The sequence below is a fragment of the endosymbiont of Riftia pachyptila (vent Ph05) genome (genome assembly GCF_000224455.1).
Classification (GTDB): domain Bacteria; phylum Pseudomonadota; class Gammaproteobacteria; order Chromatiales; family Chromatiaceae; genus Endoriftia; species Endoriftia persephonae.
On sequence record NZ_AFOC01000022.1, the window covers coordinates 1 to 22,103 of the forward strand.

The 22,103-nt window shown below is 56.1% G+C and carries 18 protein-coding genes, 1 tRNA gene and 1 pseudogene; 9 read left to right on the forward strand and 11 right to left on the reverse strand.

All coding sequences use genetic code 11. The annotated features are described in order from the left end of the window. The 9 genes and pseudogenes from RIFP1SYM_RS05065 to gspG form a co-directional block, all read right to left on the reverse strand. Positions 1 to 305, reverse strand: a pseudogene (locus RIFP1SYM_RS05065) (type II secretion system secretin GspD); the annotation flags it as partial. Between the two features lie 441 nt (positions 306 to 746). Further along, the gene (locus tag RIFP1SYM_RS05070) at positions 747 to 1,499 is read right to left on the reverse strand and encodes a type II secretion system protein N (protein ID WP_005960098.1); all 753 of its coding nucleotides are present in this window, start codon (positions 1,497 to 1,499) and stop codon (positions 747 to 749) included. Continuing rightward, on the reverse strand, positions 1,496 to 1,987 hold the full coding sequence (gspM, locus tag RIFP1SYM_RS05075; protein ID WP_005960100.1) for a type II secretion system protein GspM: 492 nt from the start codon (positions 1,985 to 1,987) through the stop codon (positions 1,496 to 1,498). Before gspM ends, RIFP1SYM_RS05070 begins: the two co-directional genes overlap by 4 nt. Continuing rightward, complete coding sequence (gene gspL / locus RIFP1SYM_RS05080; RefSeq protein ID WP_005960103.1) at positions 1,984 to 3,225, reverse strand: type II secretion system protein GspL; 1,242 nt, start codon at positions 3,223 to 3,225, stop codon at positions 1,984 to 1,986. The genes gspM and gspL overlap by 4 nt, the downstream gene beginning before the upstream one ends. Continuing rightward, on the reverse strand, positions 3,225 to 4,214 hold the full coding sequence (gspK, locus tag RIFP1SYM_RS05085) for a type II secretion system minor pseudopilin GspK (RefSeq protein ID WP_240991686.1): 990 nt from the start codon (positions 4,212 to 4,214) through the stop codon (positions 3,225 to 3,227). The genes gspL and gspK overlap by 1 nt, the downstream gene beginning before the upstream one ends. Next, positions 4,214 to 4,879, reverse strand: a complete 666-nt coding sequence (gene gspJ, locus RIFP1SYM_RS05090; protein ID WP_005960107.1) for a type II secretion system minor pseudopilin GspJ — start codon at positions 4,877 to 4,879, stop codon at positions 4,214 to 4,216. Before gspJ ends, gspK begins: the two co-directional genes overlap by 1 nt. 9 nt (positions 4,880 to 4,888) lie before the next feature. After that, the gene (gene gspI, locus RIFP1SYM_RS05095; protein ID WP_006475245.1) at positions 4,889 to 5,257 is read right to left on the reverse strand and encodes a type II secretion system minor pseudopilin GspI; all 369 of its coding nucleotides are present in this window, start codon (positions 5,255 to 5,257) and stop codon (positions 4,889 to 4,891) included. 13 nt (positions 5,258 to 5,270) lie between these two features. Next, the gene (gene gspH, locus RIFP1SYM_RS05100; RefSeq protein ID WP_005960111.1) at positions 5,271 to 5,810 is read right to left on the reverse strand and encodes a type II secretion system minor pseudopilin GspH; all 540 of its coding nucleotides are present in this window, start codon (positions 5,808 to 5,810) and stop codon (positions 5,271 to 5,273) included. Continuing rightward, positions 5,807 to 6,268 carry a type II secretion system major pseudopilin GspG gene (gene gspG, locus RIFP1SYM_RS05105; protein WP_005960113.1) on the reverse strand — a complete coding sequence of 154 codons (462 nt, stop codon included), beginning with the start codon at positions 6,266 to 6,268 and terminating at the stop codon, positions 5,807 to 5,809. The genes gspH and gspG overlap by 4 nt, the downstream gene beginning before the upstream one ends. 389 nt (positions 6,269 to 6,657) lie before the next feature. On the opposite strand from gspG, the gene prsK reads away from it, so the two are divergent. The 7 genes from prsK to RIFP1SYM_RS05140 all read left to right on the forward strand — a co-directional run bounded on the left by prsK (position 6,658) and on the right by RIFP1SYM_RS05140 (position 17,819). Beyond that, complete coding sequence (gene prsK, locus RIFP1SYM_RS05110) at positions 6,658 to 8,766, forward strand: XrtA/PEP-CTERM system histidine kinase PrsK (protein WP_005960115.1); 2,109 nt, start codon at positions 6,658 to 6,660, stop codon at positions 8,764 to 8,766. A 26-nt stretch (positions 8,767 to 8,792) separates the two neighbouring features. Continuing rightward, entirely contained in the window at positions 8,793 to 10,136 is a 1,344-nt protein-coding gene (gene prsR, locus RIFP1SYM_RS05115; RefSeq protein WP_005960117.1) for a PEP-CTERM-box response regulator transcription factor, read from the forward strand. 52 nt (positions 10,137 to 10,188) lie between these two features. Next, entirely contained in the window at positions 10,189 to 11,652 is a 1,464-nt protein-coding gene (locus RIFP1SYM_RS05120) for an exosortase C-terminal domain/associated protein EpsI (protein WP_240991688.1), read from the forward strand. A gap of 63 nt (positions 11,653 to 11,715) precedes the next feature. After that, positions 11,716 to 14,517, forward strand: coding sequence for an XrtA/PEP-CTERM system TPR-repeat protein PrsT (gene prsT / locus RIFP1SYM_RS05125; protein WP_005960120.1), 2,802 nt, complete (start codon positions 11,716 to 11,718; stop codon positions 14,515 to 14,517). 111 nt (positions 14,518 to 14,628) lie between these two features. Continuing rightward, the gene (locus RIFP1SYM_RS05130) at positions 14,629 to 15,282 is read left to right on the forward strand and encodes an XrtA/PEP-CTERM system exopolysaccharide export protein (RefSeq protein ID WP_005960122.1); all 654 of its coding nucleotides are present in this window, start codon (positions 14,629 to 14,631) and stop codon (positions 15,280 to 15,282) included. Positions 15,283 to 15,411: 129 nt separating this feature from the next. Then, a complete protein-coding gene (locus RIFP1SYM_RS05135; protein ID WP_005960125.1) occupies positions 15,412 to 16,392 on the forward strand; it encodes an XrtA-associated tyrosine autokinase in 981 nt (326 codons plus the stop codon). Between the two features lie 14 nt (positions 16,393 to 16,406). Further along, positions 16,407 to 17,819, forward strand: a complete 1,413-nt coding sequence (locus RIFP1SYM_RS05140) for a TIGR03016 family PEP-CTERM system-associated outer membrane protein (RefSeq protein WP_005960126.1) — start codon at positions 16,407 to 16,409, stop codon at positions 17,817 to 17,819. 94 nt (positions 17,820 to 17,913) lie between these two features. On the opposite strand, the gene wecB is transcribed toward RIFP1SYM_RS05140, so the two are convergent. Next, positions 17,914 to 19,053, reverse strand: coding sequence for a non-hydrolyzing UDP-N-acetylglucosamine 2-epimerase (gene wecB, locus RIFP1SYM_RS05145; protein WP_005960128.1), 1,140 nt, complete (start codon positions 19,051 to 19,053; stop codon positions 17,914 to 17,916). Between the two features lie 355 nt (positions 19,054 to 19,408). Between wecB and RIFP1SYM_RS05150 the strand changes: the two genes are divergently transcribed. Next, positions 19,409 to 20,470: a GNAT family N-acetyltransferase gene (locus tag RIFP1SYM_RS05150; RefSeq protein WP_240991684.1), complete on the forward strand. Its 1,062-nt coding sequence runs from the start codon at positions 19,409 to 19,411 to the stop codon at positions 20,468 to 20,470. A 9-nt stretch (positions 20,471 to 20,479) separates the two neighbouring features. Here the strand turns inward: RIFP1SYM_RS05150 and RIFP1SYM_RS05155 are convergent. After that, a tRNA-Val gene (locus RIFP1SYM_RS05155) sits at positions 20,480 to 20,555 on the reverse strand. A gap of 114 nt (positions 20,556 to 20,669) precedes the next feature. On the opposite strand from RIFP1SYM_RS05155, the gene gltX reads away from it, so the two are divergent. Beyond that, positions 20,670 to 22,079, forward strand: coding sequence for a glutamate--tRNA ligase (gene gltX / locus RIFP1SYM_RS05160; protein WP_005960131.1), 1,410 nt, complete (start codon positions 20,670 to 20,672; stop codon positions 22,077 to 22,079). The last annotated feature ends 24 nt before the right edge of the window (positions 22,080 to 22,103 follow it).

The following is a 22,103-nucleotide window of genomic DNA, read 5'->3' on the forward strand; positions in this document are numbered from 1 at the left end:
GTGGAGAAGCCATGTACTTCGAGGATCGAGAGGAAGACTTGATAAAACTCCTCTTTCTCCATCGCGTGGGCAGAGATCACGGTGACTTTGCCTTTGACCCGCGGATCGACGACAAAGTTGGTGCCGGTGTGTTCAGAAACCGTCTTGATTAGCGCATTGATGTCGGCATTGTTGAGGTTGAGCGTGATGCGGTCGGCAAACACGCTGCTGCTTTGCAAAAGCAGTGTCAGTAAGACAAAGCTAAGCAGCCAGCCCAGAGTTCGACTTTTGGGGTTCGGATGTGGTCCCGGAGCATTCATGTTCATGAATCATATCCACTGTGATTGCGGCTCTGAAAGCGCCCGCAAAGGAGCGCGGAATCGATCCGCTCGAGTGTAATAATTCCTTTAATCATCAGTGTGTTATGCATGACGTGTGTAATACTGACAAATGGTAGCAGAAAGCAAAACTGGCGTATATGTCGTGGATGGGATGACGGTCGCGGTTAAGTATGGAGCAGTTACGCATTTCTGGATTCTCTGAATGAATCTGGACAAAACAGATTGGAGGTAAAAATTTGTCACTTTGAGGTGTTAATCGCATCGTCGCTCAACGACATCCTGTCACCGCGACACTTGCCAGCTATTGCGACCGACAGCATGGATGCAGGAGGTAGAGCCACGCATGGAGCGGTTGTCGAGATTAACAACGAAAAAGCGGCAGATTTTGGACCCAAGATGCGAGTTCATGATTCGTTCAGAGGCTCCCTAGAGCTGACCGCTGTATTTTATATTGACGCCGCCGCTGCCGTCTTGCTGGCCCAGCGCCCGGATTGCCTGTACCAGGCCGGGGTCGGCGGAACCCTTGGGTAGCATGCGGACCGATATCTGGTAGTTGCCGTCGGCATTGAGTGCTGCGTTGCCTTTGACACTCAAGGGCCCCCCAAGATCCCGGATGGTGGTTTTGATGTCTCCCTCCCTGGAACTGATGTTGAACTCGATGGAGCCGATCGCGGCCGTGACGGGGCTTTTGACGCCTGCACTTTGCCAGCGGATGGTGCCGGTTACGGCGTTGGGACGGCCCTGCTCAACTCGTACGCCATGCAGGTCGAGATCAACATCCCCGGCTGGCTGAATAAAACGTTGCTGCATCATGCGGGCCACTAGTTCAGCCTTGATCATCCCCTTCAGCTTGCTGATTATCAGGTCGCCATTGATCGCCAGACCAGCGGTGCCGGCCAGTTGTTGACCCTGGCCGCGTAGGTTGAAACGGTAGAGCAGGCTGCCCTGCAGCAATCCCCGTGGTGAGAGGCGCCACTTTACGCCGCCGAGGTTGGCGCCATTGTAGGCGAGCTGGCGGGCCTCTCCCGACCAGATGGTACCGCTGATGCCGCCCATCACCAGTGGCATCTCGGCACTGCTGGCTGCCCAGCCCCAGGCGTGTCTGGCTGGGACGTTGGCCAACAGAAATGCCAGATAACAGAGCAGCCCCAGCAGGATCAGACCGGCCTTGCCCTTCATGGAGCGGACCTCTCCAGGCTGATACGGGCGTTGATCCGTCCTGGTTTATCTTTGCTGTCGATATTCATCGAGACGACCTGAATACGATACTGCTGCTGCAGCAGTCCGAGCCAGCGCAGCATGGCGTCGAAAGCTGCATTCTCCATCCAGACCTGTACCCGGTTGTCACCCTGGGGTTTGATCTGATCGATCTGTTTGCGCAGGCGATTCTGTGTGGCAGTACGGTCGACCAGGGTGAACAGGGATTCGTTGGTCTTCACCGAGGCGTTGGCGGGCTGTGCGGCGCGCAGCTGTGCAACCTCACTGACGGCCGACTGCAGCCAGGCGAGGGTGGCGCGTTGACTCTCGAGCTGGGCCTGTTTGCGCTCTAGCTTGCTGATGAACGGAGTCCAGACGAGCAGATAGATTAGCAGGATCAGCAGCGAGGCGCCTCCTGCCAACAGGGCTAGGCGCTCACGCGGGGGTTTTGCGTAGAACCAGCGGATCATGAGCCACCCCGGGTGATGCGCAGATGGGAGGTCACTTCATTTCCTTTAGCGTTGGCAGAGCGGATCTCTACCGCAAGTCCCTCGTTTTCGAGCCGCTTCTTGAGCGCCTCGATCGCCTGTATTTCACGGGTCGAGAGCTGAATGTCGAGTTGACCATCACGGTAGCTGATGCCTCGCAGCTTACTGCCGCGGCTCTCTTTGATGGCCGATGCGGGGGCGATGAAGAGACTGAAAAAGTCGGCCTGGTTGGTGCTCTGGGTGGTGCGCAACTCTTTCAGTTTCTGCTCGGTCTGAGCCTTCGCATCTACCAGCCGTTTGGTTTCTGGAAAGGTGGAGTGAAATAGCTGGCTGATCTGTTGTGACAGCTGGCTGTTTTCCTGATCTATCTTGATGAAGTCGAGCACAGAGAGGGTGACCTGGAGCGTAAGAAAAACCATCAGCAGTACGGCGGCTGAGATCCAGGGCTTGAGCAGCAGAACCCCGGCATCCACATGGCGGTATTCGCCCTGCAGCAGATTGAGCAGGCTGCGGGGATCCAACCCCTTGGCCATCAGCTCTATCAGGTTGCCGTCGAAGGCGGTGGTGGTGGCAGGGTAGTCGAGCTTGCTCAGCGCCAGGTCGTAGTAGGGCGCAGAACTCAGATTGGGCGGCAGGATGAATTCGATCTGTTCCGGCGCGGCATCCTGGTGTTCTTCGAGGCTGAGACGCAGTAGCTCAGCAAAGTTGATCGGGTCGGCGCCGAAGCCGGTGTTGAGGCCGGTACGTACCAGCACCTGGTCATCATCGAGATAGACGGTCCAACTGCCAGGCGTGTGGGGTAGGCCGAGGAAATCGGGATAGAGGTAGCTGGGTTCGATGCCCGCGTCTTCGAGACTCTCCAGCCAGTAGTCCATCTGCCGCTGGGCCACTACGGCGACCTTGATCTGCTTGCCATCCGCACGAGTATCGATAGCGAAGTGGAGTGTCGCCACATCCTCGATCAGCGCGTTTTCGATGGCATAGGGGACCGCCTGCAGCAGGCGCTGACGATTGCTAGTGGGGGCATCCATCTGCGCTAAGGTGATTTCAGCGGAGGGCACAAAAACGATGACTTGACGGCCTTTGGCCTGAACTGCGGCCTCGGCCAGGCTGCCGTTGCCAGCTGGTCCCTGGGGTTGCTCCTCCCCGGTGTATAGGGGGCGCCAGCTGGCCTGGAGCTCTTCTTGGCCGTGGAGGTGGATGACGAGTGTTTCTGCCACTAGAAAAGCCCGATAGCGCGTTGCAGGACGCGCGTGCCCTGATCGTCCCTAGTAAAAATGGTCTGCAAAGTCTGGCTCGATGTATCCATGCTCACCGTGGTCTTGAGAAGGAAATAATGACTGGAAACATCGACCAGTGAGGCTATTTCTTCAAGTTGATTGTTATTATCGCCCAAAATTGATTTGAGTCTATCTTTGAAAGCCTTGATGGTCGTGAACGGATCCTCTTTTCGCCCTTCGCTCAGGCTCTTGGAGGAGGATTCATCGAGATTGTCGCTCAGGGCGCCAAGCAGGATGGGATCAGCGGTGTTGACGTTGAGCTTGCTAGCCGTGGGCAGGGTGGTGACGTAGGGTTCCAGCTTGTCGTAGATCTCCGGAGTGACACCCGCAATCAGACGCAGCTCGGTGACCGAGGCCATCTGGCTGTTGGGAGTGCGGTAGGGGGGCTCTCTGCCGAGATATTCATTGTCTTCGGCACCATCGGGAAAGCTGGGATTGATGTCGGCATCGATCCAGTCGGCAACTGCCTGGGCGATGCCGGGCTCAAGCCCCAGTGCCTGCAGCAGGCGTTTGAAGTAGGCGAGTTGACGGGCGAATTCGGTTTTTGAATCCTCGTTGGCTTCGGCCTCGAGATAGAGGTTGTTGAGGTTGAAGCGCGCCTGCAGGTCGATGATCTTCGCCTCGATCTGTCCGACGTCGATTGCTGTGGCCGGCAGCTCCTTGGCCCAATCCTCATCCAAACCATCATATTTATCGTGTTTGGCATCCTCCTCCTTGTCACGAATCAGCTGCCCCTTGGCCCAGGCCTCGCTGCCGAGGGTTAAGAAGTAGCGCTGATCGGCGTGTAGTACGTTGGCGGTGCGACGGGTGCTGATCTGCATTTTTTCGGTCATGGCGATGGCGGTGATCGAGGCGAGTGAGACAATCACCAGGGCAGTGATCAGCGCCACTCCACGTTGACTGCGGGGGGGTGCAGGAGTGTGTTGCATCACCGACCCTCCGCTGCTGGTTGCTTCGCCGGTAGTTGTTCTGAGATTCGGAACAGCCGGCGGATCGGGCCCCATGCCTCGAGTTCCAGTTTGAGTTCGATGGCCCGTGGGAGTTCGGGGACGGGCTCCGTTCGGGGCAGGTTGCCGGTGTCGGGCCACTCCGTGTGTAGTTTTAGCTGGTGGTCGAGGAACCTGAGTTCGATCTTCTTGACCCCGGAGAGCAGCTCAGTACGCACCGGCTTGTCCTCCTGGGAGCGGTCCAAGGTCAGCCATCTCAGGCGGTAGAGCTTCTCATCCTCCAGTTGATAGGCGATCCGCTGCAGGCTGCTGCGGGGCAGCTTTAATGGGTTGGCAAAGCCGCCGCGGGTGAACTCGACCAGGTTGTTTTCGCCGAGCGAACTGCTGCGTAGGGGAGGCTGGGTATCGCCGTGTTGGTCACGGATGCTGCGCGCCACCACCTGTTCCAGGTCCTGACGAATCAGCGCCAGCGCCAGCTGCGCTTTGGAGAGGCGATCCAGGTGGGCGCGGGTCGACTCCTCGATGTTGAGCACGCTCTTGATGCCGCCGTATGCGATGATCGAGACGAAGGAGAAGACGGCGATGGCGATCAGCAGTTCCAACAGGGTGAAGCCGCGCACTGCGGTTGTCTGGGGCCGGGGGGGCATCTCTGTAGGCTATTCCGGTTGCCCTAGAAAACTGACCAGCCGGGTGACCGGGTTGTCATCCTGCTTGTCGCGGAATACTGAGATCTCCACCAGTCGCACCCGGTCGTCTGGGGTGGCCTTGATGATGCGCTGCCAGTGCCACTCGTGGTGCCCCATCTCCTCGCTGCCGCTTTTTTTGCCATGCGAGGGCCAGGTGCCTGAGATCTGCAGTTCGGTGATCTGGTTGGCAGCTACCCAGTGGGCGAGAGTCTTGTCCCTCAGATGGGTGGTGTTGGCGGCCTGGTTGGCGGCAACCTTGATCGCCGAGCCGAGGGCGATGGCAAGGATTGCCAATGCGATCAGCACCTCGAGCAGAGTAAAGCCTTGCTGAGCTGTCACAAGCCAGCGTCGCTCAGAGCGCGGGGGTGTGCTGGAGATCGATGCTGCCATTTTCGCTGCCCTCGATGTAAAACCTGTCATCGGTTGCTTCAGAGATAAAGGTGATGTGAAACGGGGTGATCTCGCCGCTGGGAAGGATCAGGATGCTCGGTGCCAGTTTCTCCTCCTCTTTTTCTGCTGGGCGATAGTCGCTGTCGAGGGCGATGCGGACCTCATCCGGCAGCGAGCGTTTGCGGAACACGCTCTCGGTGCTGGCCTGCCACTTGTCTTTTTGCCGGCGAAGAAACTGGTAGCCGTCGTGGTCCACCGCGATGCCGATCAGTGCGTTGCTCAGCAGCGCCTCTTCGCTGGCGAGCTGCGCCAGGCTGGCGAAGCGGCGCGCTTCGGTCTTCAGGATCTCTTCTGGAGATTGGCCGCTGAAGGAGATGGTGATCTGGCTGACGATGATGCCGATGATTACGATCACCACCATCACTTCCAGCAGGGTGAAGCCCCTGATAGCGGCTCCGCCCGGCAGGGTGAGGCCGCCTCGCTGGAAGTGGCTGGTGGTCACTGCTCCAGATTCCAGTTTCCTATGTCATCGTCTGTGGACTGCAGATCGAGGCCGGAGGAGTAGATGTCAACCGCGCCATGGGAACCCGGGCTGAGGTAGAAGTAGTCGTTGCCCCAGGGGTCTTTCGGCAGGCGGTCCAGATAGCCGCCTTGCTTCCAGTTGCGCGGCTCAGGCGCACCGGAGGGTTTGCTGACCAGCGCCTCCAGGCCTTGGTCGGTGCTGGGATAGAGCATATTGTCCAGGCGGTAGAGATTGAGGGCCGCCTCCAGGGCGCGGATGTCATTTTTCGCCTTGGTGACACGCGCCTGCTCCGGGCGATCCATGATTTTGGGGACAACGATCGCAGCCAGGATGCTGAGGATAACCACCACCACCATGACTTCGATCAGGGTGAAGCCAAGACCGGAGCGGATCGGGGTGTTGCCGTGAATCGTGCGTTTAACGGGTGCCAATGTCATGTTCCCTCTATGGGCCAGTTGTGTTGATGATCCATCCCCTGTGGAATGGTTGCGGGATAGAAGCAGGGCCTGCTTTGGAGCGGCATGCCGCTACAGGAGCTGGCTGCAAAGACTAGCAGAGTCAGCAACCCCATTTCCATTGGTGAATTGTGACGGGGTTTTTCCTATAGTTATCCGGGGTTGGGAACTCTTGTAACAGAGCACTGTTTAGGGCTTATTTTTTTGTAAAATCAGTGGCATGGCGGGTCAGTTTCGCTAATCCTGGATGCTGCTGGAGGGTTGTAGGGGATTACGGCTTGCGCGGATGCTGTTTCGAAAGCTTTAGTCTTTGGCTGGGCGGCCGACAGCAGGCGGAGATGCCTGGATAGACGAGATGATGTGAGTCGAGTGTGGATATAGGGACGATCGGATACTCTTTTGCTGCGTTGCTGTTTTTTCTTCTGAGTGTGCTGCTGTTCACCAGTTGGCGTGGCAAGCTAGAAGGCGCGTTCCTGCTCTCTGCGGTTTTTATTACCGCTTTGTGGCATGTTTCGGCGGTGATCTGGCTGCAGCTGGGAGGCGTCTGGTCGAGCAGCGCCTATGTTTTCCTCGAAAATGCGAGGAATATTGCCTGGTTTATCTTTCTCTTCAGACTGCTGGTTCCGTTCAAAATGCAGGCGGGCAGAGACGCCCGGTTGTTCACTTTTCTACCTGGACTGGTTTTGATCGGCGCCAGCCTGATGCTGCTGCTGGAAACAATCAATGTGCTGCTGATTGCCGCGCAACAGGGGCCACTGATCGCCGATTTGGAACTGCCGAATCATCTGGGTCTGGCGATCATTGGCCTGATCTTGATCGAACAGCTGTTCCGCAATACCCGCCTAGAACAGCGCTGGAAGCTGAAGTATCTCTACTTCGGTATCGGTTCGATCTTTGCCTACGATTTCCTGCTCTATGCTGATGCATTCTTGTTTACTCATGTGGACCAGGATCTGTGGAATGCGCGGGGCTATGTCAACGCCCTGGTGGTGCCGATGCTAGCAGTGGCCGCGGCGCGCAATCCCGGTTGGTCGGTCAAAGTGTTTGTCTCCCGCAAGGTGGTGTTTCATACCACCGCCCTGGTCGGGGCCGGCATCTACCTGCTGTTTATGTCGGCGATCGGTTACTACATCCGCTATTATGGCGGGACTTGGGGTAAGGCCGCACAGATGGTCTTCTTCTTCCTGGCGCTGGCGACTCTGGTTGCGCTGCTCTTTTCCAGCCATCTTCGCTCCCGCACTAAGGTCTTCTTGAATAAGCACTTTTTCAGATACAAATACGATTATCGTGAAGAGTGGTTGCGAATCATTCACACCCTTTCGGATGGTGAGCCGGGCACGCAGATCCGTGAGCGGGTGATCAAAGCTCTGGCCGATCTAGTTGACTCCGGAGGCGGACTGCTCTGGATGCGCGATGAGTCGGGTAGTTTTCAGAGTGTCAGTCATTGGCAGGCGGCTGAGTGTCACGCCACTCTCAGCGCTGATAGTTCTCTGGCGAATTTTTTTAAAGACCGCGATTGGATTGTCGATCTTGATGAGTACGCAGGCTATCCCGATCTCTACGAAAATCTGCAGCTGCCGGGCTGGCTTGAAGAGATCCAATATGCCTGGCTGTTACTGCCGATACGCCATCACAGTGAGTTGATCGGATTTATGGTGCTGATCCGGCCACGGGCGCCACGCCAGATCAACTGGGAGGACAGGGATCTTTTGAAGACTGCATCGCAGCAGGCGGCGAGTTATCTCGCATTGCTGAAGGCATCGGAGGATCTGGCTCGGGCGAACCAGTTCGAAGCCTTTAACCGTCTCTCCGCGTTTGTAGTGCATGATTTGAAAAACCTGGTGGCCCAGCTCGACTTGGTGGTTACTAATGCGGCCAGACATAAAAATAACCCGGCCTTTATGGAGGATGCCATCAATACCGTCGATCATGCGGCGACCAAAATGAAACGCCTGCTGGCGCAGTTGCGACAGGGGCGTTTCAGCAAGAGCAGTTCGCGAGTGTTTCCGTTGGCCGAGGCTTTGCAAGAGGCGGTCAGAGGGCACTCCGGCTTTCTGCCCGTGCCTGAATTGCAGGTGAGTGGGGAGGCGGGGCTGGTGGTGGCCGATAAGGATCGGCTGAGTGCGGTGATCGGTCACTTGATCAAAAATGCTCAAGAGGCGACCGCCGATGATGGTTTTGTGCGCCTTGAGATGGACGAAAAGGGTGGAGAACTGTGGGTCACGATCAGTGACAACGGCTCGGGAATGGAGGCCGGTTTCATCCGTGACAGGCTGTTTCAGCCCTTTGAGACGACAAAAGGTAACGCGGGAATGGGCATTGGTGTCTATGAAAGCCGAGAATTTATTCGCAGTTTGGGGGGAGTGATCACAGTTGAGAGTGAGGTGGGAAGAGGAACAGTATTCACGCTTAGGCTTCCTGTGCATAATGTCCAGCCGTCCCCGGACGGCATGCGATCGGGCGCAGTGGCGGAAGTTTAGGGACCTGAAGCGAATAGGGAATCGAGATGTTAAGACCACTTCTAATCGTTGAGGATGATCCGGGTCTGCAGAGTCAGCTGCGCTGGTGTTTTGATGGCTATGACGCCAAGATTGCTGGAGACCGGGAGTCAGCCATTGCGGCGCTGAGGCGTTTCACTCCCCCGGTGGTGACCCTCGATCTGGGGTTGCCGCCCGATCCTGCCAACGTCAGCGAGGGGCTGCTTACACTGAAACAGATCCTCTCCCTCGCACCCCATACTAAGGTTATCGTGGTGACCGGCAACGATGACCGGTTGAATGCGCTGAAGTCACTCGAATTTGGCGCCTATGACTTCTACCAGAAGCCGATTGACCCGGAAGTGCTGAAGGTTATTATCGATCGGGCCTATCAGCTCTATGAGTTGGAAGCGGAGAATCGTGCCTTTTCCGCCCAGCAGAGGATGACCCCACTCGATGGGGTGATTGCATCGAGCACCGAGATGATCTCCGTCTGCCGGGTGATCGAGAGGGTGAGCCCAACCGATGCAACAGTGCTGCTGCTGGGGGAGAGTGGCACCGGCAAAGAGGTGTTGGCGAAGGCGGTCCATGACCTGAGCGACCGTTCGGAGAACAAGTTTGTTGCGATTAACTGCGCCTCGATCCCTGAGACTTTGTTGGAGAGCGAGCTTTTTGGCTACGAGAAGGGCGCCTTCACCGGAGCAGCCAAGCGTACCCTTGGCAAGATAGAGACCGCTACCGGTGGCACCCTGTTTCTGGATGAGATCGGTGACATGCCGATTGGCCTGCAGGCGAAGCTGCTCAGGTTCCTCCAGGAGCGAGTCATCGAACGAGTGGGTGGACGTGAAGTAGTGCCGGTCGACGTGCGCGTAGTCTGTGCCACCAACCGTAATCTGGAGGAGATGATCCAGAGCAGCGAGTTTCGCGAGGATCTCTTCTATCGAGTCAGCGAGATCACCATCAATATCCCGCCGCTGCGTGAGCGTGAGGGGGATGCGGTGATGCTGGCTTGGGCGTTTCTGGCGAAATTTGCATCGCAGAATTCGAGCAAGGTGCGCGGCTTTTCCAAAGAGGCGCTGCAGGCGATCGAGAGCTACTTCTGGCCGGGCAATGTGCGTGAGATGATGAATAAGGTCAAGCGGGCGGTGATCATGGCTGAAGGGTCGCAGATTACCCCAGAGGAGCTGCAGTTGAGTAGTGGCGGTGAGAATCTCCTGCCGTTTAATCTGCGTGAGGTGCGCGAGCGGGCCGAAGCCAAGGCGGTGGAGCGCGCATTGAACTATGTTGAAGGGAATGTCTCGAAGGCGGCCGAGTTGCTTGGGGTGAGTCGGCCGACACTCTATGACCTCGTGAACAAGCATGACCTCAAATAACCTTGCCGAAACCGGTGCGAGGTTTTTTTGGAACGGGCAGGCACTGTTGCTGGTGTCTGCTCTGCTGGTGCCGTTTGTTGCTTATTACCCTTCCCTGGAGCGGCTGGTTGAGCTCTGGTCGGATAAGGGCTCTGTCCTCTCCCACGGCTTTCTGCTGTTTCCCATCTCACTCTATCTCTTCTACCAAGCGCTTCGGCAGACGGCGCCGGGATTGCGCATCCAGCCCAGCCTGCTGGGTATTTCGTTCCTGCTGGGTGCGACATTGCTCTGGCTGCTGGCCGGGCTGGTCTACATCGAGTCGGTGCAGCAGGCGGCGTTCGTGTTGGTTCTGCTCGGGGTTGTTGTGAGTCTGCTGGGGGTGCGGCAGGCGCTCCCGTTCTTCTTTCCGATTCTGCTGCTGCTGAGTGTGGTGCCTGTCTGGCAGGTATTGACCCCCTATCTGCAGACCGCGTCGGCTATTGTCTCGGCACAGCTGCTTGATGTAACTGGTTTCACCACGGTGCGCGAAGGCTATCTGATTCTTATCCCTGACGGTGTTTTCGAAGTGGAAGAGGGGTGCAGTGGACTCAAGTATCAGCTGACGGCGGTTACTATCGCGTTTCTCTATGCCAAAGTGAACGGTTTCAACCTCAGGCAGATGTTGATCTACGCCGTGATCGCCTCGGGGATGGCATTCCTAGCGAATATTGTGCGTATCTATAGCGTGGTGGCAATTGGCTACTTTACTGGCATGCAAAACCCCGTGGTGCAGGATCACGATACCCTGGGGTGGGTCGTGTTCGCCCTCTTCATCTTCGTACTGCTGGTCTATCTGGGACGCCTGTTTCCGCCACAGGCGGAGAAGAAAGCTGTAGATCCAGAGGCTGATGCACCGGTTGCCCTGACGCGATGGCCTGTGCTGGGTGGCGTGGTACTGGTCAGTATGCTCGGACCTCTGCTGGCCTTGGCCTACAGTGTTTCAGCAGAGACTGCGGACAGCCTTCGCTGGCGGCTGCCAGAGCAGGTCGGTGACTGGCAGTTGCAGGCCCGCCGCCTGACTCAGTGGCAACCGAAGTGGCAGCAGGGCGATCTGGTGCTCCAAGGGCGTTATCTGTCGCATCAGGATAGCGTGGATCTGTTTATCACCCACTTTGAAAAGCAGGCACAGGATAAAGAGGCGGTTCACGTCGACAACAAGATTTTCAGTGGAGAAAGGTGGGCCCGTGTGTCACGCCAGCAGCGGCAGGTTGTGCTGGCGGATGGCAGTCACCTGCCAGTGGAGGCGTCGCTGATCAAAGGCGGCGGGCAGGCCTCGCAGCGTCTGGTGTGGCGATGGTATGGTACCGCGGGGCACCGGGTGGCCAGTGGCAGCAGAGCCAAGCTCTGGAATCTCTATGGAACCTTGACCGGGTCGCCGGCTATCTCAGTCGTGCTTGTCAGTACACCGGTGACGTCAGAGCAGCAGGATGCTGAAGCCGTGCTGATGGCGTTTTTGTCGCAGTTTGTGACAGATGTAGAGACAGCACTTTCCCGTTGACCCTGAAGACAGACTCGATTTTGATGGACCCACAATCGCTTTTAGCCAGGGGAAGTTAGCAAGATGAAGTATAAAAACCTCATGCAGATGCGCGGCAGGCCGGTTGCACTGGCGGCTGTGGTTTTGCTGGTTTTTATCACTGGATGTAGCGGTGGAAATGAAACGGAGCGGATGGCAAAGGCTGGTGAGCATCTGCAGAATGATGAGCCTGCCAAAGCGATCATCGAGCTGAAAAATGTCTTGCAGAGCAACGCCTCGAATGATCAGGCGCGCGTTATGTTGGCCGACTCTTATCTCGCAGTCGGGGATGGGAAGTCAGCGGAAAAAGAGCTGAAGAGGGCGGCCGAATTGGGTGTTCCAGAGTCAGATCTACTGTCTCGAAAGGCACAGGCGCTACTCGCGCAGCATCAGTATGACAGAATTCTGGAAGAGCTGGATCCACAGCAGATCTCCGGAAGTGACAGGAAATATCTGTTGGTGGCGTATGCTGAGGCCCGTTTGGCAAAAGGGGAGGAGGCTGAGGCGGCGTCCCTGCTGGAAGCGGCGTTGGGTATCGATCCGGCCTTTCCCAAGGCATTGGTCGGCATGGCGCGGATCAATGTCATGCGGGAGAATCTGGAGACGGCTGTCACACAGTGCCAGAAGGCCGTATTGCAGGATCCAGGCTTCACTGAAGGTTATCTCGTGATGGGGGCGATCCATTTTCAGCGTCAGGAGTTTGATACGGCTGAGATCGCCTTTGAGAAGGCGATGGAGTCGCTGGCGAGCTCATTTTTCTCCAAGCAGCATTTCGCTGCTCATGTCTCGTTGATCCAGACCCTGCTGGCAGAGAAGAGGCTTGAAAAAGCCGCGACGCGGATAGCGGCGTTTCGAAAGATCCTCCCGGAACATCCGATCGGAGCCTATTTTTCCGGCCTTCATCACTTTATGGTGGAAGAGTATGAGGCGGCTGAGGGCGAGTTGAAACAGGTCATAAGCGCTTCGCCAGATCATCTTCCCACCCTGCTGCTGCTTGGCTCTGTTCATTTCGCCAGACAGAACTATGAACAGGCAAATGCCTATCTTAGCCAGTATGTGAATAAAGTCCCCAATCACCTGCAGGCAAGAAAACTGCTGGGTATGACACGCCTGAAACTCAACCAGCACGAGAGTGCTCTGGAGGCACTTGAGCCCGCACTGGATAATGCCGGTGGGGATGTGGAAATCCTGAAACTGATCGGTAATGCCGCCAGCCGTTCGGGGGATCACCTCTCAGGCACCCGGTATCTGGAACAGGCGGTGAAGGCTGATCCGGGAAACAGCGCGATTCGAGAGGAACTTGCCAAGGCCTATCTGCGCAAAGGCTCAATTGACCAGGCGATCGAGGAGTTGGAGACGCTGTCGGATGCCGATCTGCCAAAAAATCGGCTGATGCTGATCTATGCTTATCTGAGAAAAAAAGAATTCAGTGAGGCGATTAAGCTGACCGACGAACTGATCGCTGAAACTCCCAACTCGCCGATGTTGACGACCCTAAAAGGCAGTATTCATGTGATGCAGGGTAAACGGTTGACAGGACGTAGGCAGTTGCTACAGGCCCTGACATTCGAGCCAGGCTATCTTCCAGCCCATTTCGCGCTGGCCCGGTTTGAGCTTGAGGGGGGTAGCTTGGGGAGTGCAAAGAAGCGATTCAAAAAGATTCTTGAGCTGGATGCCAGGAACGTGACTGCCATGCTCGGCCTGTCGCAGATTGCTGATAAGCAGGGAGACCAGCAGCAGGCGGAGCAGTGGGTGGAGCGGGCGAGAGAGGCAGATCAGAACGCAACTTTACCGCGCTATATCCTGGCAAGGCACTATCTAAAACGAGGCGAACGCAGCAAAGCCAATGCGATTCTTGGCGAGCTCGAACGTATCAATCCGGACAACCCTGTCTTCCTCCTGTTGATGGGCAATTCGAAGATGCAGGCCGGTGACTATGCCGGTGCTTCCCATTATCTTTCGATGCTGGTCGATAAGAACCCACAGTCGATCTCAGGCTATCTGGGGTTGGCCGGGGCGGAGCAGAGGATGGGGCGGCTCTCCAGCGCCAAACACGTACTGGAGAAGCTGCTAGAGATCCAGCCCGACAATGTCAGAGGCAAAGTTATGCTGGTGTCGAATGAGATCAAGGCTGGCAATACTCAAGAGGCGGAACAGCTGGCAAAGTCTCTGCTGCAGAATGAACGCTCCAGATACTGGGGGTACCTGTTGCTGGGTGATCTCTATCTGAAGAATGGTCAATATGAGCAGGCGGAGCTGAATCTAAGCGAGGGACTGGGGCAGTTCAATACCTTTGCAATCGCCGAAAAACTCGCCAAAACTCATCTGTTGCGCAACAACAAACAGAAAGCTATCGATGTGTTGATGAGTTGGAAGAAACAGCATCCTGATGATGTAAAAGGGGAGCTGGGGCTGGCATCCATCTACCAGAGCAGTGGTGATAACGTCAAAGCTCAGGCGATGTATGAAGAGGTTCTTCAGGCCGATGGGAACAATGTGATTGCGCTCAACAATCTGGCATTACTTGTGGCGTCATCCGATCCCCAGAAGGCTCTCAATTTCGCCGAGCGAGCCTATAATGCTGCCTCTGGGAATGAAGCGATTGCGGATACTTATGGCTGGCTGTTGTTCAGGTCGGGAGAGCGGGATAAGGGGAGGGAGATCATTGAGGAGATCGGGAAGGCGACGCAGAATCCCGCTATCCTTTATCATTACGCAGAAATTTTGTATGAATCTGGCAATATCGAGCAGGCAATCCGGGCGTTGAACCGGGCCCTGGATAGTGCCGCTCTGTTTCCGGAACGAGAGACCGCGCTCAAACTGAAACAACGTCTAATGCGGCAATGAGAAAGGATTCGAAGCGTTCGGGAAGAATGGGAGAGCAAGCCCAGCTTCATTGAGTCATGGGGTTGTTAATGCAGCGAAATATGAGAGGCCTTAGCGGGCGGGGGTAGCAAGATGAAAAAAAGTTATCAATATACAAAAAATGTCCTGTCGATGGTGCTGGTTAGCGTATTGGCAGCCATTGTTCTGGCAGGATGTGCGAGTGCCGGCGGAACTGTGCAGAAGGAGGCGCCGGTCAGTATAACCAGGGTGGGTGCGGAGGCGCCGAAATACCTGATTGGTCCGGGCGACAGCCTGAAGGTTTTTGTCTGGGGGGATCCAGAACTATCCTCTGAAGTGATTGTGAGGCCGGATGGCTTGATCACAACGCCTCTGGTCGAAGATATGCAGGCAAGCGGTAAGACGCCAACCGAGTTGGCGCGAAATCTCGAGGGAAATCTCTCAAAATTCATTAAGAATCCGAAGGTTACGGTTACTGTGACTAACTTTGTTGGTCAGTATACAGAACAGATTCGTGTGGTTGGACAGGCTGCCCAGCCGCAATCGCTGCCGTATCGGGAACATATGTCGCTGCTGGATGTGGTTATTGCCGTTGGTGGTTTGACTGAGTTTGCTGCCGGAAACAAGGCAAGTATCGTGCGCAGGATTAATGGCAAAACGGAACAGTTTCAGGTACGACTGGATGATCTGGTGCGGGATGGTGATATTTCAGCAAATGTTGAGATGTTGCCTGGAGATGTACTGATCATTCCAGAAACTTGGTTTTGATCGCAAAATTAGTGGGCCGGCGCGCTGGAAAGGCGCCGGTGCTCCAGCAAAGATAGCGTGAAAAATGGCGTCGGGCTTCTGCAGGTTCTAAAATAGAGGCGTTTTACCGTAAAAAGAGTGAGATGATTAATGGTTAGCAGTATTGAAAAGGCGGTAGAGCGGCTGAATAAGGCCAGGGTTACTGAGGAGGTCGGGGAAAAAGAGCCGACGATCACTACTCTAGCAGAGGACTCCGCTAAATCCACACTGGTTGCGGAGGGTGTCGGAATTGGGGTGGATGGAAAGGATGAGAGTGGTGGCTATGCGGAAGAAGCTTCCTATTTCTCGGAGGTCGGAGCGGATGATGACCCTCTGGCAGCCTCCCAGAGTGAATTGGTTGAGAAGGAGCCGTTCACGATCGATTTTGAGGGCAAGGAGCACCTGGGTTATCTCACCCCGAACAGCGACAACCAGGTTGTCTGGGAGGAGTACCGGGTTATCAAACGTCCCCTGCTGATAAATGCTTTTGGTAAAGGCGCCGCACCGGTTGAGCGGGGTAACATCATCCTGGTGACAAGCTCTGTACCTGGCGAAGGTAAGACCTTCACCTCGTTCAACTTGGCAATGAGTATTGCCACTGAACTTGATTCAACCATCCTGATGGTGGATGGGGATGTGCTGCGTTCTTCACTCAGCAAGCTGGTTGGAGCGGAGGATAAACCGGGCTTGCTGGATGTTCTGGAAGATCCTGACGTTGAGCTGGGCGATGTGATCCTTGGTACTCAGATCCCTAAGTTAAAGATCCTGCCAGCCGGGACCCGCCACAAACACTCAACGGAACTGTTGGCCAGTGACAGCATGGATAAGCTGATTGCGGAACTTGGTGAGCGTTATCCTGACCGAATCGTGCTGATTGATGCTCCTCCGATGCTGGCCACCACCGAGGCGTCAGTTTTGACCATGAAGGTTGGACAGATCGTCATGGTGGTGGAAGCGGGAAGAACTCCGGTAGAAGCGGTGAACGAGTCGATCGAGCGGATCGATGCGAATAAAGTGCTCGGTTTGGTCTTGAACAAAAGCAGAGTAAAATCCGGAAGCCAGTACTACGGTGGTTATTACGGGTCTTACTAGATGCAAGCAGAGCCATGAGAAAAAATAAAATCTTCACAAGAAAGCAACTTGCGGTCCTATGCGGCTTCAGTGCGCTGTTCGCTGAAAATGCGCTGGGGCTGAATTGGGATATCAATCCCGCACTCTCGGTGCGTGGTTCATATACCGACAATATTGCCTTGACCCCCTCCGATCAGGCGGAAAGTGACTTTATTGTTGAAGTGATTCCAGAATTGGCTGTGTCCGGCTTGGGGCGTGCTTTAAGCCTGGATCTCAATTATCGAGCGCAGCTTCTGAAATATATGGACCACACTGACTCGGATACTGTGCGGCATCAGTTGCTGGCAGACGGCACCGCTATGCTGGTTGAGGATCTGTTTTATATCGACGCACGAGGCAGCTACACTCAGAGACCGGAACACTCTGGTCAGGCCTATGATCCGGATAACATAGGCATCAGCCTGGGTAATATCAATGTGGCGACCGTCACCCTCTATCCTTACCTGAAACGCAGATTTGGAAACACGGCCAGCGGACAGATCGGCTACCGCTATCGGCGGGTGGAATACGACAACGATGTGGGAAACGATCAGGATACAAAAGAGATCCTCGCCTCCCTGGAGAGCGGTACCCGCTTTACTAAGCTAAAATGGGGGCTGAATTACAGCCACAGACGCTTTGAGCCCGAAGACCGTGTTCGCTCAAACTTTGAGCGATTTGTAGGCGACATCCGCTATCCGGTGTTCAAACGTATGTATGCTATCGGAAAGTTGGGCTACGAGCAGAATGAATATACGACCCAGAATGCCTCTGACGAGAAGGAGGGGGCATTGTGGGGTGTGGGCTTGGGTTGGGCGCCTTCTGTGCGGACAACCATGGAGTTCATCGCAGGTAGGCGTTACTTCGGTGACACTAAACAGATGATGGTTGTGCATCGGGCAAGACGATTGACCCTATCCGCAAACTACGACGAGGATTTTGATAGCAACGCCACACTGGATGCAGATGCGCCGGTGTTTGATGATCAGGGCAATCCCATTTTCCCCGGCGAAGGTGGCGACCTCAATACAGAGATCTTCTTGAAAAAGACCCTTGCCGCAGAGGCCACCTACTCTTTCCCGCGTTCCTCACTTGGCGGGCGTATCTTCGATCGCAAGCGTGAATACACCGCTGATGGCACTGAACAGGACGTGTATGGTGCCGATGTCTATTATGATTGGGGCTTGGGTGGGCGCACCTCTGGGCGTGTTGGTGTCTATTACCGCTACAATTCATCACGAGTGGATGACAAGTATAATGACTACTACGGCCTGCTATCTGTGGAACATAAGTTCGCGCCTTCGCTTGTTGGAATCGGAGAATATACCTTTCTCAGGCGTGATTCAGACAACCCGCTCGGAAGTTACAAGCGTAATCGCATAGCGGCGACGATGAAGTTCTTGTTTTAAACCCAGCCAGTTTGTAAAGAGGCGATTGAATGATTCGTCTCAGCAGGGGAGGCGTGGGGTCGATATGACTCCACGCCTCTGTCAGTTCAGGGCATCAGATCTTGAATGTTTTCCGAATGGAGTCGACGACCCTCGATGCGGTATTCCCGTCCCAGAGATCAGGAGCTGAGCCTTTCCCCGCCTTGCCAGCAAGGATCTCGTTGGTCTTATCTTCCACCTCCTCAAGTTTGCAGAGCTGATTGGTGCCCTGGGTGATGGTGATCGGTCGTTCGGTATTGGGTCGTACCGTCAGACAGGGAATGCCGAGGTAGCTAGTCTCCTCCTGCAGGCCACCAGAATCGGTAATTGCGATCCGGCAGTTGAATACCAGATTCATGAAGCTGATGTAGTTCTGTGGCTCTAGCAGTTTGACCGCCGGGTTGTTTGAGATGGTCTCGATCAGACCACTGGTTTCAAGGTGTTTGCGAGTGCGGGGGTGGATGGGGAAGACGATTGGCAGTTTCTCCGCCACGTTGTTGATCATGTCGCAGAGTGATTTCAGCGACTCGGGGCTGTCCACATTGGCGGGGCGGTGCAGGGTGATGACCGCATAGTTGCCCTTCTCAAGATCGTGTTTTTCGTATGTTCCATCCGTCTCGATCTTGTCGCGCATCATCTCCAGAGAATCGATCATGATGTTGCCGACCCGTACGATCTTGTGTGCCTCCACGCCTTCGTGTTGGAGGTGTTCGTCGCCATCGGGGGACGGGGTCCAAAGCAGATCGGCGAGCACGTCGGTGGCGAGACGATTAACCTCTTCCGGCATGCTGCGGTCGAAGGAGCGCAGCCCTGCCTCTAGGTGCGCCACCACGGGGCGGTTGAGGCCTGTGACGGAATCGAAATCCGAGAGACTGTAGACCACCTTGGTGGCAGCCAGGGTGCAGGCGATAGTGGAATTGACATCGCCTACCACTACCACCATGTCCGGGCGCTTCTCCATCACCACCTGTTCATAGGCAATCATAACCCGAGCGGTCTGTTCGGCATGGCTACCGCTTCCTGCGCCGAGATGGATGTGGGGCTCAGGCAGACGCAGGTCCTGAAAAAAAGCGTCGGACATATTCAGATCGTAGTGTTGACCTGTATGTACGATAGCTACATCTGCCCAGCTCTCCTTGGACAGCGCATGATAGAGCGGTGCGATCTTCATGAAGTTGGGTCGGGCCGCTGCAATCAGGTGTATGGTCCTTTTCATATGTCTGGATTCTCTGTGTTATCAGGGGGAGCAGCGATTATTGCCAATCGGGCGAAGCGAAAGCAACCGCTTGCAGGGAAGCGTGAAAGGTTTCACAAAAGCAGCTGGCTGCATCTGAACATAGGCTATCCTGCTGTGGGTGGCAGCAGCCTGAATCCGATCAGCTCAGCTGAAAACAGTGGAGGCGTTCAAAGGATCGCGAAAAGCGCCGTTAAGGAGGGTAGAAACAGCATCAGGTGGGAATGGTATCCTAAAATCATCCAATAAAGCAGAGGGATCCCTGTTCGCGTCAATGCAAACAAGAATTATCAAAAAGTGGCGTGAGTTCAACTCATTGGAAAATGAGTGGAACGGAATGCTGAGGTCATCCCAGGCAGACAGCGTTTTTCTGACCTGGGAGTGGCTCACGGCCTGGATAGCCTCAGCCGGCAAAGAGTGCGAGCCATTCATTGTCACAGTGAGGGATCAGGCGGGGCGTCTGGTGGGGGCAGCCCCTCTCTACTGCTCCAGCTCAATCCTTGGTGGTTGCATCCACTATCGCACCCTGTTGCCGATGGCTGATTACGCCACCGGTTTTGAGTATCCCGACTGGATCGTCACCGGCGCTGATCAGGCTGGTGTCAGTCAGGCAATCGCCACTGCACTGAACCAGGCGCGGGCGGACTGGGATCTGCTCTGGATGGCCAGGCTCGCGGGCTGGAGTGGTGCCCTTAAACGCATCACCTCGGCTTGTGAATCGGCAGGACTGCTCTGGCGCTCCAGGGAGCGTGAGTTCAGTCTGATCGATCTTCCCGCCAGTATGGAGGCCTTCGAGCGTTCCCTCTCCAGTAACCGGCGCCAGCAGCTGCGCCGCAAACGCCGGCGTCTGCAGCGTGAGAAGGCGGTGGTGACCACCCGTTGTCAGAGTCACGATGAGCTGCCGGAGTACCTAGAGGCGCTGTTTGCGCTCCACCATCTGCGCTGGGCGCCACTGGGCGATCCCGGATGTTTCATCCGCAAGCCGGCTGAAGCCGCCTTTTATAGTCAGTTTTTGCCGATGGCGCTGGATGCTGGCTGGCTGGCGATGTACGCCCTCAGGCACCAGGGCGAGATCCGGGCTGTGCAGGTAGGATACAATTACGGTGGGATGTTCCACCAGATGCAGGAGGGCTTCGACCCGCAGTTTTACCCCGGCATTGGTAATGTGCTGCGTGCGGAGGTGATTCAGGCTTGCATCGATGAGGGGATCAGTGCCTATGACTTTCTTGGCGGCCACACCGAACATAAAAGGCGTTGGAATGCCCATCTGCGAATCGGTTTCGACCTGCTGATCGGTAACGCTAACCTGAAGAGTCGCCTGCTGCAGACAAACCAGATCTGGCCCACCGGACGCTTTCTGCGGCTGGCTGGACGGGATCGACGCCCTGGAGAGAGATAGGTAGGGGAATGGTGGGCGCAACAGGGATCGAACCTGTGACCTCTGCAATGTGACTGCAGCGCTCTCCCAGCTGAGCTATGCGCCCTCGAACAAGAGCGCGGCATTCTAATCGGCGATGGTTGGGGTGTCAATGCCGCTGCCGATTCGGCTGGTCTCTGGTAGAATCCCCGCTTTTTCCATCTTTGGTTAAAGTGACGAGATGACCATCCGTACCCGATTTGCTCCCAGTCCCACCGGCTACCTCCATGTGGGCGGTGCCCGAACCGCACTCTTCTCCTGGCTCTACGCCCGCAAGCACGGCGGCAAGTTCGTGCTGCGCATCGAAGACACCGATCTTGAACGCTCCACTGCTGAGTCGGTGAACGCAATCCTCGAGGGCATGACCTGGCTCGGGCTTGAGTACGATGAGGGCCCCTTCTACCAGACCCACCGCTTCGAGCGCTACAATGAGGTGATCGGAGAGTTGATGGACAAGGGTTTGGCGTATCGCTGCAACTGCTCCAAAGAGCGCCTCGAGCAGCTGCGCGAAACGGCGATGAAAAACAAGCAGAAGCCTCGTTACGATGGCCACTGTCGGCATCGGGAGGTCTCTGCGGATGAGCCCCATGTGATCCGCTTTCGCAATCCCCTGGAGGGCACCGTGGTGGTCGACGACATGATTCGTGGCCGGGTTGCCTTCAATAATAGTGAGCTGGACGACCTGATCATCCGCCGCACCGATGGCTCCCCCACCTACAATCTTACCGTGGTGGTGGACGACATGGACATGGAGATCACCCACGTGATCCGCGGCGATGACCACCTCAACAACACCCCGCGCCAGATCAACATCCTGCGAGCTCTGGGTAAGGGGTCGCCGAAATATGGCCATGTGCCGATGATCCTCGGTGACGACGGCGCACGCCTCTCAAAACGTCACGGCGCAGTCAGTGTGATGCAGTATCGTGAGGACGGCTTCCTGCCAGAGGCGCTACTCAACTACCTGGTGCGTCTCGGCTGGTCCCACGGCGATCAGGAGATCTTCTCCATCGATGAGATGATCGAGCTATTCGAGATAGACGCGGTCAACAAGGCCGCCTCCAGCTTTAATACCGAAAAGCTGCTCTGGCTCAACCAGCACTACATCAAAGAGGATGACCCCAAGCGGGTCGCCCATCTGCTCAGCTACCATATGGGTGTGTTGGATATCGATCCTACCGAGGGTCCCGACCTGGTGGAGGTGGCCGAGGCCCAGCGGGAGCGCGCCAAGACGCTGGTCGAGATGGCCGAGATCAGCGCCTTCTGCTACAGGGATTTCGACGCCTACGATGAGAAAGCGGCGAAGAAACACCTGCGTCCGGCGGCACAGGAGCCGCTGGAGCGGATGCGCGAGGCGCTGCAGGCTCTGGAAGAGTGGAGCGAAGCGGCACTGCACGAACAGGTCGAGAAGGTCTCTGAGGCGCTCGAGGTGAAGATGGGCAAAGTGGCCCAGCCGCTGCGGGTCGCCCTAGTGGGGCGTGCCGCCTCACCAGGCATCGATGTGACCCTGAAACTGGTGGGCAAAGAGGCGACCCTGCGCCGTATCGATCGGGCGCTGGCCTATATCGCTGAACGGGCTGCCCAGGCCTGATCGGGATTACGGGCAGAGGGTAGC

Bases quoted from the DNA above. Each gene is read 5' to 3' on its own strand.
- RIFP1SYM_RS05130 (WP_005960122.1), top strand. From the start codon at position 14,629: ATGAAAAAAAGTTATCAATATACAAAAAATGTCCTGTCGATGGTGCTG.
- RIFP1SYM_RS05070 (WP_005960098.1), bottom strand. From the start codon at position 1,499: ATGAAGGGCAAGGCCGGTCTGATCCTGCTGGGGCTGCTCTGTTATCTG.
- RIFP1SYM_RS05140 (WP_005960126.1), top strand. From the start codon at position 16,407: ATGAGAAAAAATAAAATCTTCACAAGAAAGCAACTTGCGGTCCTATGC.
- gspG (WP_005960113.1), bottom strand. From the start codon at position 6,268: ATGACATTGGCACCCGTTAAACGCACGATTCACGGCAACACCCCGATC.
- RIFP1SYM_RS05135 (WP_005960125.1), top strand. From the start codon at position 15,412: ATGGTTAGCAGTATTGAAAAGGCGGTAGAGCGGCTGAATAAGGCCAGG.
- wecB (WP_005960128.1), bottom strand. From the start codon at position 19,053: ATGAAAAGGACCATACACCTGATTGCAGCGGCCCGACCCAACTTCATG.
- gspK (WP_240991686.1), bottom strand. From the start codon at position 4,214: ATGCAACACACTCCTGCACCCCCCCGCAGTCAACGTGGAGTGGCGCTG.
- gltX (WP_005960131.1), top strand. From the start codon at position 20,670: ATGACCATCCGTACCCGATTTGCTCCCAGTCCCACCGGCTACCTCCAT.
- RIFP1SYM_RS05150 (WP_240991684.1), top strand. From the start codon at position 19,409: ATGCTGAGGTCATCCCAGGCAGACAGCGTTTTTCTGACCTGGGAGTGG.
- gspJ (WP_005960107.1), bottom strand. From the start codon at position 4,879: ATGCCCCCCCGGCCCCAGACAACCGCAGTGCGCGGCTTCACCCTGTTG.
- prsT (WP_005960120.1), top strand. From the start codon at position 11,716: ATGAAGTATAAAAACCTCATGCAGATGCGCGGCAGGCCGGTTGCACTG.
- prsR (WP_005960117.1), top strand. From the start codon at position 8,793: ATGTTAAGACCACTTCTAATCGTTGAGGATGATCCGGGTCTGCAGAGT.
- gspM (WP_005960100.1), bottom strand. From the start codon at position 1,987: ATGATCCGCTGGTTCTACGCAAAACCCCCGCGTGAGCGCCTAGCCCTG.